The 11,570-nt window shown below is 71.3% G+C and carries 12 protein-coding genes; 7 read left to right on the forward strand and 5 right to left on the reverse strand.

All coding sequences use genetic code 11. The annotated features are described in order from the left end of the window. The first annotated feature begins 113 nt into the window (after positions 1-113). Both AB0K34_RS35920 and AB0K34_RS35925 read left to right on the forward strand, forming a co-directional pair. Positions 114-500, forward strand: coding sequence for a VOC family protein (locus AB0K34_RS35920; RefSeq protein WP_138640755.1), 387 nt, complete (start codon positions 114-116; stop codon positions 498-500). Positions 501-858: 358 nt separating this feature from the next. Continuing rightward, positions 859-2,448 carry a serine/threonine-protein kinase gene (locus AB0K34_RS35925; protein ID WP_301177572.1) on the forward strand — a complete coding sequence of 530 codons (1,590 nt, stop codon included), beginning with the start codon at positions 859-861 and terminating at the stop codon, positions 2,446-2,448. Positions 2,449-2,708: 260 nt separating this feature from the next. Here the strand turns inward: AB0K34_RS35925 and AB0K34_RS35930 are convergent, their stop codons facing one another. After that, positions 2,709-5,132, reverse strand: coding sequence for a glycosyl hydrolase family 65 protein (locus AB0K34_RS35930; protein WP_138642029.1), 2,424 nt, complete (start codon positions 5,130-5,132; stop codon positions 2,709-2,711). A gap of 186 nt (positions 5,133-5,318) precedes the next feature. Here AB0K34_RS35930 and AB0K34_RS35935 point away from each other — a divergent pair, with 186 nt between their 5' ends. Further along, positions 5,319-6,194 (forward strand): universal stress protein, encoded by an 876-nt coding sequence (locus tag AB0K34_RS35935; protein ID WP_301177571.1) that lies wholly within the window; start codon positions 5,319-5,321, stop codon positions 6,192-6,194. Between the two features lie 45 nt (positions 6,195-6,239). On the opposite strand, the gene AB0K34_RS35940 is transcribed toward AB0K34_RS35935, so the two are convergent. Together AB0K34_RS35940 and AB0K34_RS35945 are read right to left on the reverse strand one after the other, a co-directional pair. Further along, complete coding sequence (locus AB0K34_RS35940; protein ID WP_138642055.1) at positions 6,240-6,761, reverse strand: CBS domain-containing protein; 522 nt, start codon at positions 6,759-6,761, stop codon at positions 6,240-6,242. A gap of 33 nt (positions 6,762-6,794) precedes the next feature. After that, on the reverse strand, positions 6,795-7,109 hold the full coding sequence (locus AB0K34_RS35945; RefSeq protein ID WP_240808610.1) for an SHOCT domain-containing protein: 315 nt from the start codon (positions 7,107-7,109) through the stop codon (positions 6,795-6,797). A 140-nt stretch (positions 7,110-7,249) separates the two neighbouring features. On the opposite strand from AB0K34_RS35945, the gene AB0K34_RS35950 reads away from it, so the two are divergent. The 3 genes from AB0K34_RS35950 to AB0K34_RS35960 are packed head-to-tail and all read left to right on the forward strand — an operon-like array spanning position 7,250 to position 9,488. Further along, positions 7,250-8,131 (forward strand): universal stress protein, encoded by an 882-nt coding sequence (locus tag AB0K34_RS35950; protein WP_240808611.1) that lies wholly within the window; start codon positions 7,250-7,252, stop codon positions 8,129-8,131. Further along, positions 8,128-8,625: a flavodoxin domain-containing protein gene (locus AB0K34_RS35955; RefSeq protein WP_138642057.1), complete on the forward strand. Its 498-nt coding sequence runs from the start codon at positions 8,128-8,130 to the stop codon at positions 8,623-8,625. The genes AB0K34_RS35950 and AB0K34_RS35955 overlap by 4 nt, the downstream gene beginning before the upstream one ends. Continuing rightward, complete coding sequence (locus AB0K34_RS35960; RefSeq protein ID WP_138642058.1) at positions 8,622-9,488, forward strand: universal stress protein; 867 nt, start codon at positions 8,622-8,624, stop codon at positions 9,486-9,488. Before AB0K34_RS35955 ends, AB0K34_RS35960 begins: the two co-directional genes overlap by 4 nt. 5 nt (positions 9,489-9,493) lie before the next feature. Here the strand turns inward: AB0K34_RS35960 and AB0K34_RS35965 are convergent, their stop codons facing one another. Next, complete coding sequence (locus AB0K34_RS35965; protein ID WP_301177570.1) at positions 9,494-10,174, reverse strand: response regulator transcription factor; 681 nt, start codon at positions 10,172-10,174, stop codon at positions 9,494-9,496. 175 nt (positions 10,175-10,349) lie between these two features. Next, on the reverse strand, positions 10,350-10,928 hold the full coding sequence (locus tag AB0K34_RS35970) for a hypothetical protein (RefSeq protein WP_138642378.1): 579 nt from the start codon (positions 10,926-10,928) through the stop codon (positions 10,350-10,352). Positions 10,929-11,154: 226 nt separating this feature from the next. On the opposite strand from AB0K34_RS35970, the gene AB0K34_RS35975 reads away from it, so the two are divergent. Beyond that, positions 11,155-11,570, forward strand: a 416-nt coding sequence (locus tag AB0K34_RS35975) for a hypothetical protein (protein WP_364553312.1), incomplete at its 3' end; no start/stop codon positions are given.

Here is an 11,570-nt window from a genome sequence, read left to right on the forward strand (position 1 = left end):
CCGGTGTCGGCGTTCGCTTATCCCATTGGAGGGGCCTCCCCAATCTGCGGCATGAGCGCGCGTTCGGTGACGGGCCCGATGGGACGGCGCTCGGTTCTTCTAGACTCGGTTCCGTGCTCAGACTCGGATTTCCGGTGATCGGCGTGACCGACATTCCCCGTGCCGTGGCCTTCTGGACGGCGGCGCTGGACCTTGTTGCCGTATCGGAGTGGGAGAACCCGGGCTGGAGGACGCTGAACCACGCGGACGGATCGGGCCGGGCCTTGGGGCTCATGCGCAGCGAGTCGCCTGTGGAGGCCCATCCCCGTTTGCACCTCGACCTGTTCGTGGACACCACAGATGAGCAGGAGACCGAGGTCGAGCGTCTGATCGGCCTCGGAGCGACAAGAGTCGACTGGGACCTCTACCCGCCGGATCCGGACTTCGTCGTTCTCGCCGACCCGGACGGAAACCGATTCTGCGTCGTGGACCTGAGCCGGGCACCGTCCGGCTCGAACTGATGAGGCTTCAGCCGATCGTGTGATGGGCACTGACGTTCCGCTCGCCGGCCCGCCCGAGCGCGGCGGGTGGCCTGTGGATGGGTTTAAGAGCGCAGTCGCGCATTCGACCGGCGGCGTGAGTGGACGTGCAACACCGGGCCTGGGTAACGGCGAGTGTGGCGATGAACCCTGATCGGCTGGCTACCGGCGCGCGGCGTTAAGCGGCCTGCCGCGTTCCGGAGAGCTTCAAAAGTGGGTTACCGAACGGCAGTTGGGTGTGGGCGAGGAGACCTGTGAGCTGATCATCGCGGCCGTGCACCCCTCTGGCAGTTGCCTGGTTCGTCTTCTTCCCAAAGCTCCGCATCGATAAGTTCTGATCATGAGCTGGGACGGTGACGGGGTGCTGGCGGGTCGGTACCGCAGGCTCGGCCGGATCGGCCAGGGCGGGATGGGGTCGGTGTGGCGGGCGCGTGACCTCGAACTGGACCGTGAGGTCGCCGTCAAGGAGCTTCTGGTTCCCGACCAGGTCACCGATCAAGAACGGCTTGACTGGTACGCGCGGATGGACCGTGAGGCTCGCGCCGCCGCGCGGCTGCGGCACCCTGGCATCGTCACCGTCTATGACCGGGTGACGGGCGATGACGGCCGTCCCTGGATCGTGATGGAACTCATCGAGGGCCGGTCCCTCGGGGACGTGCTGGCCGAGCAGGGAGCGCTTCCGCCACGTGAGGTCGCGGTGATCGGGTTGGCGATGCTGGACGCTTTGTCGGCCGCGCACGCCCAGGGCGTGGTCCACCGGGACGTCAAGCCCGCCAACGTGCTCCTGGAAGGTGACCGGGTCCTGCTGACCGACTTCGGCATCGCCGCGCTGGAGGGCGATGCCACCATCACCCGTTCGGGCATGGTGCTGGGCACGCCCGCCTACATGTCGCCCGAACAGGTGGAGGGCAAGCCGGTCACCCCGGCCTCGGACCTGTGGTCCCTGGCCGCCACCCTGTACGCGGCGGTCGAAGGCCGCCGACCGTTCGACGGCCCCAGCCACGGCGCCGTCTTCGTCGCGATCGCCACCCGGCAACCACCCACACCCAGGTGCGGCGGCCCACTCGCCCAAGCCCTCAACGGCCTACTGCGCAAGAACCCCGACGAACGGCTCCACCCCGCCCAGGTCCGCGACCTGCTCAACGCCGCCCTCGCCCCCACCCATGGCTCGACCCCCAGTATCGTGGTGGATCCCACCGCCGGCACCGGCGAGAGCGCGACCGACGTCGGACCGCGCAGCCCTCATGGGCTGCTCTGCACCGCGCTCCTCCGCGCGTCCCCCGGCGGCGTCCCACTCCGGCGCAGCCAGCTTCTTCTCGTCAGAGCCGCCCTTGTGTGCACGGCGCTGTCCATGCTGACCTACCTGGTCGGGCCGTGGCCCGGACCCGGCAATACGCGCACCCTGACTTTCTATTCGCCAGAGACGCTGATAATCCTGCCGCTGCCTTGGATCGTGGCGTTCATCCTCCTGTGCGTCATGTGGTTTCTGCCGCGCCGGCCGACGCTCGTCGCCGGCCTCGTCTTCGCGATCCTGAACGGCCTTCATCTGGAAGCCCTCGTCGTGTACAGCTACCAGAACAACAGGACCGCCGAGGCCATCGACCCCAACGACGCATTCGAGCTCTCCTGGATGCTGGGCGCGCTCGCATTGATGCTCGCCTTCACCGCGGTGAACCCATCGCTCACCGAAAAAGTGACGTCCCCGCCGACCCGCCACGCCCTGATCATCGCGGCCGTGCTCATCGAAGGCATGGTGGCCCTGCTCTGGCCCGGACCCGTCTACGAACTCGCAGGATCGGGCCTGGAGATCCTGGACGACTCCCTCGTGGACGACTCCCTTTTCCGCTCATTCCTGTTCCTCGCCGTCATCTGGATCGGCGTCCAGTCGTTCATCTGGTCCCACAGGGGCAGGGCGGCCCGACAGCACTGACGAATCAACCCGAAGGCACCAGGGCGGGTGTGTTGTCGAGTTGGAGGGTGGCCGTGGTGCCGAGGGCGGTCAGGGCGGCGCTGATCATGGACGCTGTCCAGCGTCGGCTGGGGAGAGTGTCGCCTGGTAAGCACGGCGCCCGCGCGAGGGGCGCACGCCGTCCCAGCCTGCCTGGAAGAGGTCGACCTCTTCGACACCGACCCTTCTCCGTCTGCTCGCTGGGACGCCAGATCGACGCCGCGCGGTGAGGTCAGGTCTTGCTAGAGCCCGGTAGGCGTTTGGGGACTTCTGCCGTGCTGGAGGGGGCTTTCCCAGGATGTGCCGGGGTGGATCTCGACGTCTTCGTCGCCGTAGCGGATGCGGATGGGGGACGTGGTGCCGGGGCGGAGCGCGACGCGGATCAGGTCCTGGCGGCAGGTCAGGTCGATGCCCCAGTGGCCGCGGTAGCGGAGGCCGAGGCGGAGTTCGCCGATCGCCGAGGGCAGGCGGGGGGCCACGTTCAGGGTGCCGCCGCGGGTGGTGATTCCGGCGTGGCAGCGCTGGACGAGGTCGACGGTGCCGGCCATCGCGCCGAGGTGGACGCCTTCGGGCGTCGTGCCTTGCTGGGCGTCGGTGATGTCGCTGAACAGCGACTCCAGGAAGATGCGCCAGGCCGTTTCGCCGTCGGTGTGGGCGAGGATCCAGGCGTGGACCAGGGAGCTGAGCGTGGAGCCGTCGCAGGTGCGCGGCAGGTAGTAGTCGATGGTTCTGGCGGCCAGGGCCGGGCCGTGCTCGTAGCCGAGTTCCCGGAGGATGTCGTCGAGTTCGCCGGGGGACAGGACGTAGAAGAGCATCAGCACGTCGGCCTGCTTGGAGGCCTTGTAGCGGTTGGTGGAGTCGCCCTCGGCTTCGAGGATGCGGTCCAGCCGGCGGATGTCGCCGTATCGTTCCCGGTAGCGGGCCCAGTCGAGTTCGGCCAGGTCGGCGTAGCCGTCGAACTGGCTGATCACGCCATCGTGGAACGGGACGTACATCTTGCGCGCGACGTCCTCGAAGCGGGTGATCTCCTCGCGGGTCAGGGCGAGCCGTTCCCGTAGTTCCGCGCGGCGGTCCTCGGGGAGGGCGGTGAGCGCGTCCAGTGCCCGGCGCAGGACCCAGACGGTGAGGACGTTGGTGTAGGCGTTGTCGTCCAGGCCCGGGGTGTCCCGTTCCGGGTAGGCGTCGTGGTATTCGTCGGGGCCCATGACGCCGTGGATTCCGTAGCGGTCGGTGGAGCGGTCGTAGGCGGCGAGATCGGCGAAGAAGCGGGCGATCTCCAGCATGATCTCGGTGCCGTACTCGGCGAGGAACCCGGTGTCGCCGGTCGCCTCGTAGTAGCGCCAGACGTTGTGGGCGATCGTCAGCCCGACATGGCGCTGCAGGTGCGAGTGGTCGGGCAGCCACCGGCCGGACCGCGGGTTGAGGTGGACGCGCTGGGTCTCCTCGCGGCCGTCGGCCGCGCTCTGCCACGGGTACATCGCGCCGCGGTGTCCGGCGCGGGACGCCGCGCGGCGCGCCTCGGGCAGGCGCCGCCACCGGTACATCAGCAGCGCGCGGGCGATCTCGGGGAACCGCATGGTCAGGAACGGCAGGATGAACAGTTCGTCCCAGAAGACGTGGCCGCGGTAGGCCTCCCCGTGCAGGCCGCGGGCGGGGACGCCGACGTCCAGGTCGACGCTGTGCTCGGAGACCGTCTGCAGCAGGTGGAAGATGTGGAGGTTGAGGACGCGCTGCACGTCGATGTGGTCGACGCTGAGCTGGCAGCGCCGCCAGAGCCGGGACCACGCCAGCGTGTGCCTTTCCAGCAGGGCGTCGAAGCCGCCGGCGCATGCGGCGGCCGCCAGCGCCGCCTGGGCGGGCTCTTCGATGGCGCGGTCGCGCGAGGTGAACACGGCGGCGATCTTCTCGATCGTGACCGGTTCTCCTTCGCGGATGTCCGTGGTCAGGTTCTGGCCCGTCCAGCCGGCCTCGGCGTGGTGGGTGCGCTCGGCGGGGAGGGAGACCCGGGTGCGGGCCGCCACCGCGACGCCGATGCGCGAGGACGTCGTCGTCGACCGCAGCAGAAGAAGCTCCGGGTCGCTCGGACGCAGGCTCTTCTCGTGATCCAGGTGTTTCTGGGGCAGGTTCCGGTACCGCTCGACGCCGGCGTTGACGACGCGTCCGTCCACCGCCGACAGGATCTCGATCGGGCCGCTCCAGTCCTCGGCCACGATGGTGGTCTCCAGCGCGGCCAGGTGGGGGTCGTCCATGGACACGATCCGGCGCTGCGCCACCCGCGACGTGCGGCCCCGTGTGTCGCGCACGCGGACCAGCCGGGTCAGGACGCCGCGCCGCAGGTCGAGTTCCTGCCGGTACGACAGCAGTCGGCCTTCGCGGTGGGCGCGGTCCGGGTCGAACCAGTCGCCGCCGGCCGGGCGGAAGGCCAGCGGCAGCCAGTTCGGCATGTTGACCAGATCGGCGTTGTCGGCCTGCAGCCCGTCCATCTCCACCGGCAGCCGGTCGTAGCAGCCCGCGATGTACGTCCCCGGATAGTGGACGCCGTCGGCGGACGACTCGGGGGCGGCTCCCCGGGTGGCGAAGTAGCCGTTGCCCAGCGTGCACAGGGCCTCGCGAAGCCCTTCGGCGTCGGGGTCGTAACCGTCGTAGGACAGGATCCACCGGTCCATGGTGTCTCCTCCCGCTGTCGTCCAGGCTCGTCCGCAGGGCATTCCCGGCCCTGACACGTTCTCACCGGCCGGCCGGGGCGGGCAGTGCCGGACGGCCGCCCCTTCCTGGGACCTTCGGCCCCTGCGAGGTGTTTGCGGTCCGCCGAACCTGAAATTGAGTCCCTAGCGGGCGAAGGGGGAGGACGGATGGTCGCACTGTCGCGGGCCCAGCGGCCGAACATCCTGTTCGGCTATGACGGGACCGAGGAGAACGAGTCGGCGCTGCGCTGGGCGGTCGAGGAGTCCCGGCTGCGGGAACTCGACCTGGTCATGTGCCACTGCTGGCATTGGCCCTATCCGCCGGGGCACGTGGACGCCGCCGTCGAGGCGATCGTCCAGCGGGCGGGCGAGAACCTGCTGCGCGAGGGCGCCCGCAAGGCCCGGGACCTGGGACCGGGCGGGAAGGTCTCCACGCTGCTCAGGCGCGAGCCCGTCACCGAGACGCTCGTCGACGAGTCCGACGACGCGGAGCTGATCGTCGTGGGCTCCCACGAGCGGTACCGGCTGCTCAACGCGTCCACGGCGGTGCAGCTGCCGGCGCGGACGCACCGGCCGGTGATCGCCGTCCGCGGCGGCGGAGCGCCGCGCGGCCTCATCGTGGCCGGCGTCGACGGGTCGGCGGGCGGGGACGCGGCGCTCGGCTTCGCGATCGAGGAGGCCGCCCTCCGCGACTCCGACCTTCGCGTGGTCTACGGGGCCTGGGAGCCCGGCGCCGTGCCCGACTTCGAGCTGCCCCTGTTCACCGACAAGGACAGGCTGTTCGAGGTGCGCACCGCGATGCTGGACGAGGCCGTCCGGCCGTGGAGGCGGCGTTATCCGGAGGTCGCCGTGCGGGTGTCGCTGCTGCTGGAGCGTCCCCGCGAGGCCCTGCTGGCGGCGGCGGCGGACGCCGATCTGCTGGTGGTGGGGGATCGCGGCGCGGGGGGCCTGGATCCGCTGCTGCTGGGCGCGACGAGTTCGGCGATGCTGCACCATGCCCCGTGCGCGGTGGCGATCGTGCCGCAGCCCCGGCCCGCCGCCTGACGAGCCCGCCGCCTGACGAGCCGGAGGGTCATTCGCGGAGTCCGCTCAGTCGGGCGTGATGCTGCTGGAGCCCGGGTGTGCGGGCGGTGTGCTCGGCAGCACCGGTTCGATCCGGTAGAGGGAGGGCATGCCTCCGGTTTGCGGGGGGATGTCGCGTTCCTCGCCGGCGAGCGCGCCGATCAGGTCCCGTGCGGTGATCAGGCCGACCAGGGCGCCGTGGTCGTCGGTCACCGGGACGAAGTCCTTGCCGGATTCGAGCATGGCGCGGGCGGCCCGGCGGATGGTGGCCGCCGGCCGGACCGTCATGGGCGGGCCGGACGGCAGGAGGCTCGTCACGGGCCGGCGGGCCTGCTGCGGGGCGGAGGCGTCCCACGTCGAGGTGAGGGTCTGGGCGTCCACGACGCCCAGGAAGCCGCCCTCGTCATCGGCGACGGGGAGGTGGTGCACCTGGGCCTTGCACATCAGCTCCCAGGCCATCAGCACGGACTCGCTCGCGGCGATGGTGAGCAGGTCCCGGGTCATCAGCTCGGCGGCGGGACGCCGCTCCAGGGGCGGCTGCTCGGTCATGATCCCTCCCGATGGTCGTGGAACGCGCCGCGGTCAAGCGCGGATGTTCCGTCCGTCCAGCTTGGCCAGGCGTTCGTCGTACTCCTCGGTGCTGATCTCGCCGCGGGCGTAGCGCTCGGCGAGGATCTCGCGCGCGTGCTCCAGCCCGGGCCTCTCAAGGTCCGGCGTGCCTGGACGGCGCGGTGCCGCGGCACGGGCCACGAGCCAGGCCACCGCAGCGATCACGACGACCCAGAACAGGACCATCGCCGTCCCCCACAGCCACATCCAGCCGGACCAGCCGCCGTTCCCCATGTGCCCCCAGCCGTCGCCGGGAACGTGGGCCGCGAGGGCATATCCGATGTTCATGACCGCACCTCCTTCTACTGCCAGCCTGCGCTCTCCGGGCCTGGCGCACCCAGGGCCGAAGGTCCTGCGCATTGGGAGACCCATGCCCCTGAATGCGGCGCTTCTAATCGGTGAGGCTCAGAAGCCAGGAGGTGACCTCAATGGACGGACGAGCTGTTCTGGTGGGGTTCGACGCCTCACCGGCGGCCGAACGGGCGGTGCGCTGGGCGGCCGCCGAGGCGTCCCTTCGCGGGGTGCCGCTGCTGGTCTGCCACGCCTGGACCTGGCCCTATCCGCTGACTCCGCGGGACGAGGACGCGCTGGAGATCGTCCGGGGCATGGGGGCGCTGGCCCTCGACGACGGTGTCCGGCTCGCCCGGCAGACCGCGCCGGGCCTGGACGTCCGGCCGCTGCTGGCGAAGGGCACGCCGCCCGGGGCGCTCCTGGAGTCCTCGACGGAAGCGGCGCTGATCGTGGTCGGCGCGCGCGGGGCGGGCGGCTTCGACAAGCTGCCGGTCGGCTCGACGGCCGTGCATGTCCCGGCGCATGCCGATCGTCCCGTGGTCGTGGTGCCCGCCCATGAGCGGCGGCAGAGCGCCCGGATCGTGGTGGGCGTCGACGGTTCGCCGGCGAGCGAGGCCGCGGTGCGGTTCGCTCTGCGGGAGGCCAGGCTCCGCGATGCCGCGGTGACGTTGGTGTGCGCGTGGTGGGATCCCGCCGCGCTGCCCGGGCCCGATCGGCTGCCGTTCACCGACCCCGAGGGCATCAAGAAGCAGGCCAAGGCACGGTTCGCCAATGCGGTGGAGCCGCACCTGGCCGACTATCCCGATGTCGCCGTGGAGCGCAGGTTCGTCCTGGAGCGGGCCCAGCGCGTCCTGGCCGACAACGCACGGGACGCGATGCTGCTCGTGGTCGGTGACCGCGGGATCGGCTCGTCCCCCCGAACCCTGCTCGGCGCGGTCACCCGCACCCTGCTGCACGAGGCGCCGAGCCCGGTCGCGGTCGTCCACGAGCGCGACCCGAACATCGAGGAGCCGTCATGATCCGAGTGCTGGTGGCGTACGCCTCCGAGCGCGGAGGAACCGCCGAGATCGCCGACTGGGTCGGCGATGCGCTGCGACAGGCGGGCGCGGACGCCGACGTGCGCCCCGCCGGCGACGTCACGGACCTGGACGAGTACGACGCCGTCGTCCTCGGCGGCGCGCTGTACGAGGGACGGTGGCATCGGGATGCGCGCCGCTTCGCCCGGCACCACGCCGACGAGCTGGAGCACCGGCCGGTGTGGCTGTTCAGCAGCGGCCCGCTGGACGACACCGCCCGCGAACACGTCATCGACCCCGTCCCCGGCGTCGCCAAGATCGCCGGGCGGCTGCACGCCCGCGGCCACGCCACCTTCGGCGGCCGCCTGGCCCCGGACGCGAAGGGCTTCCTGGCGTCCAGGATCGCCAAGCGGATGAGCGGCGACCACCGGGACCGCGACCAGGTCGCCGAGTGGGCCGCCGGCATCGCCCGCGAGCTGCGGAAGGCCACCGTATGAGCAAGATCGTCGTCGGTGTGGACGGCTCGGAGGCGAGCCTGCGGGCGGTCGACTGGGCCGCCGCCGAGGCCGTCCGCAGAGAAGCGTCGCTGCATCTGGTGTACGTCGTCACGCCGTGGCTGTTCGACGTCCCGGACGATCGGCGGGCGGCGCAGGTCCGCAAGCAGATGCTGGACGACGGCCGGCGCGTCGTCGACGTCGGCGCGGCCCGCGCCCGCGAGGCGGCGCCGGGCCTGGAGGTGACGGGGGAGCAGACCGGTGGGCAGCCCGCCGAGGTGCTCATCGACCGGGCCCGGGACGCGCTCATGCTCGTGACCGGCCCGCGCGGCACGGGCGGCCTCACCGGCCTCGTCCTCGGGTCGGTGGCGAACCAGGTCGCCGCGCACGCACCCTGCCCGGTGGTGGTCGTCCGCCCCTCCGAACCGTCCGAGCGGGGCGAGATCGTGGTCGGCGTTGACGGGTCACAGGCCGGAGCCGGCGCGATCGGGTTCGCCTTCGAGGAGGCGTCCGTGCGCGGGGCCCGGCTGCGGGCGCTGCTCGCCTGGACGCACCCCGTCTCCACCGGCCCCGGCGACATGGTCCCGCTGGTCCACGACCTCGGGATCCTTGCCGCCGACGAGCAGCGCCTTCTATCCGAGGCGCTCGCCGGCCGGCGGGCGGAGTACCCCGATGTGGAGGTCGTGGCCGAGACCGTCCGCGGGAGGGCCGCCCGGGTCCTGGCCGAGGCGTCCGGGCACGCCGACCTGCTGGTCGTGGGTTCGCGCGGGCGCGGAGGGTTCGCCGGGCTGCTGCTGGGGTCGGTCGGTCATGCGATGCTGATGCGTGCGCGCTGCCCGGTGGCCGTCGTCAGTGGACGATCTTGAGGGCCCTATTCGTGCCGTTTCCGGGAGTCGGCTTTGAGTTGGGCGGCGAGCGCGGCGGCCTGGGTGCGGCGGCTCATGCCGAGCTTGGCGAAGATGCTGGAGATGTGGTTCTTGACGGTCTTCTCGGCGAGGTAGAGGCGCTCGCCGATCTGCCGGTTGGTGAGGCCCTCGCCGATCAGGTCGAAGATCTGGCGTTCCTGGTCGGTGAGGTGCTGTAGGGGGTCCTGCTTGTCCTGCCGGTTGCGCAGGCGGTGAAGCATGCGGGCGGTGGAGCGGGGGTCCAGGAGGGACTGGCCGGTGGCGACGGTGCGGACGGCGCCGACGAGGTCGGAGCCGTGGATCTGCTTGAGGACGTACCCGGCGGCGCCCGCCATGACGGCCTCGAACAGGGCGTCCTCGTCGTCGAACGAGGTGAGCATGAGGCAGGCGAGGTCGGGCAGCTGGGAGCGGATCTCGCGGCAGACCGAGACGCCGTCGCCGTCGGGGAGCCGCACGTCCAGGACGGCGACGTCGGGGCGGGCGGCGGGGATGCGGGCGAGGGCGTGGTCGGCGGTGCCGGCCTCGCCGACGATCTCGATGTCGTCCTCGGCCGACAGCAGCGCCGCGACCCCGCGGCGGACGACCTCGTGATCGTCCAGCAGGAACACCCGGATCGTCTCGCCGGCCTCGCGGTTCGGGCTTGTCATCGCACCATTCCCTGCTTTAGCGGTGATGTACGGACGTTACCCGGTCGGAGACGATCTCGGCCGGACGCTGGAGGGCCTGTTCCGGCAGCGGAGGTGAGTCCCTGCAGGTCGTCTGGTTGCTCAGGGATGAGCGGGAGGCCGGAGATTCTGGCAAACCCAGGCAGCGGGACGGTGGTCAGGGACCGATGTGGTGGTTGTCGAGGCGCGCCCAGGCGGCGTCCCAGAGTTGGTCGCGTCGTCGGTCGTACCTGCGGCGGGCCAGCCGGTAGAGGCCGAGTAGCGGCGCTGCTGTGGCCAGTGCGACGCCGGCCACGGCCAGTCCGGTCTGGGCGAGGGTCCGCGAATGATCTCGTGGTGGAAGAAGCGACACGGTGCCGGGGCCGGCCCAGACCCTGACGCGAGTCCCGATATCGGGCCCGCGCAAGGTCGTGTAGTCGCCCGTCCGGCGGGTTCCGCCCGGCTCGGTCCAAGCGACGGTGACCTGGTGCCGCCCCTTAACCTGCTTGATCTTCACCGCGGTCGCGTCGACCCGGTGCCATGTGGCGGCCTCGTACCGCTCGGCCCGCACGCCCGAGTCGTGGACGATCCAGGCGGTGTGGACGGCCAGTGGCGGGGCGATGCCGGAGAAGATCATCAGCAGGATGACGCCGAGCCTTCGCTGGGCGCGGTCGACGTCCCGCCGCAGGTCGTTGCCGTCCAGGCCGAGGCTACGGCGCCATCGATCCGCTCGCGCCCGCATCCTCGCCCGTTTCATGACGCCGTCCCCTTCCGACCAGCCTGAAGCGACGCTAAACGCGAGGCAGAGGCGGCCTACAGGGACCGAGGGCCCGTGACCGGTGGGTCTTTAGGCCCTGCGTGCGCCCGGACACGGGGCCCGTTGGTCCCGTTGATCGTGCGCCGAAGGGACCTACAGCGCGTCCCGCGATGAGGGTTGAGTAAGGGGTGATGGAACCGGCGATGTGATGGAAGGTGAGACGGCGATGGCAGTCTCCGAGCACAAGACGCACGCGGGGCGCGGCACCCTGATTCGGGTGGTGGCGCCGAAGCCGCTGACCGAGACGCCCGCCGCCCGCTACGCCTGGGCTGCGGCCCGGTTGGCGCTGGGCTGGATCTTCGTGTGGGCGTTCGTGGACAAGGTCTTCGGTCTGGGCCACGCGACCCCGGCCGGGAAGGGCTGGCTGGACGGCGGCAGCCCGACCGAGGGGTTCCTGGCGCACGCCCCCAAGGGCCCGTTCGCGGGGTTCTACAACGACCTGGCCGGCGCGGCGTGGGCGGACTGGCTGTTCATGATCGGCCTGGCTGGGGTCGGTGCGGCGCTGATGCTGGGCATCGGGATGCGGATCGCCGCCGCCGGCGGCGCGGCACTGCTGGTCATGATGTGGACGGCGGTCCTGCC

Origin of the sequence: Actinomadura sp. NPDC049382, from assembly GCF_040677125.1 — a bacterium.
Classification (GTDB): domain Bacteria; phylum Actinomycetota; class Actinomycetes; order Streptosporangiales; family Streptosporangiaceae; genus Spirillospora; species Spirillospora geliboluensis.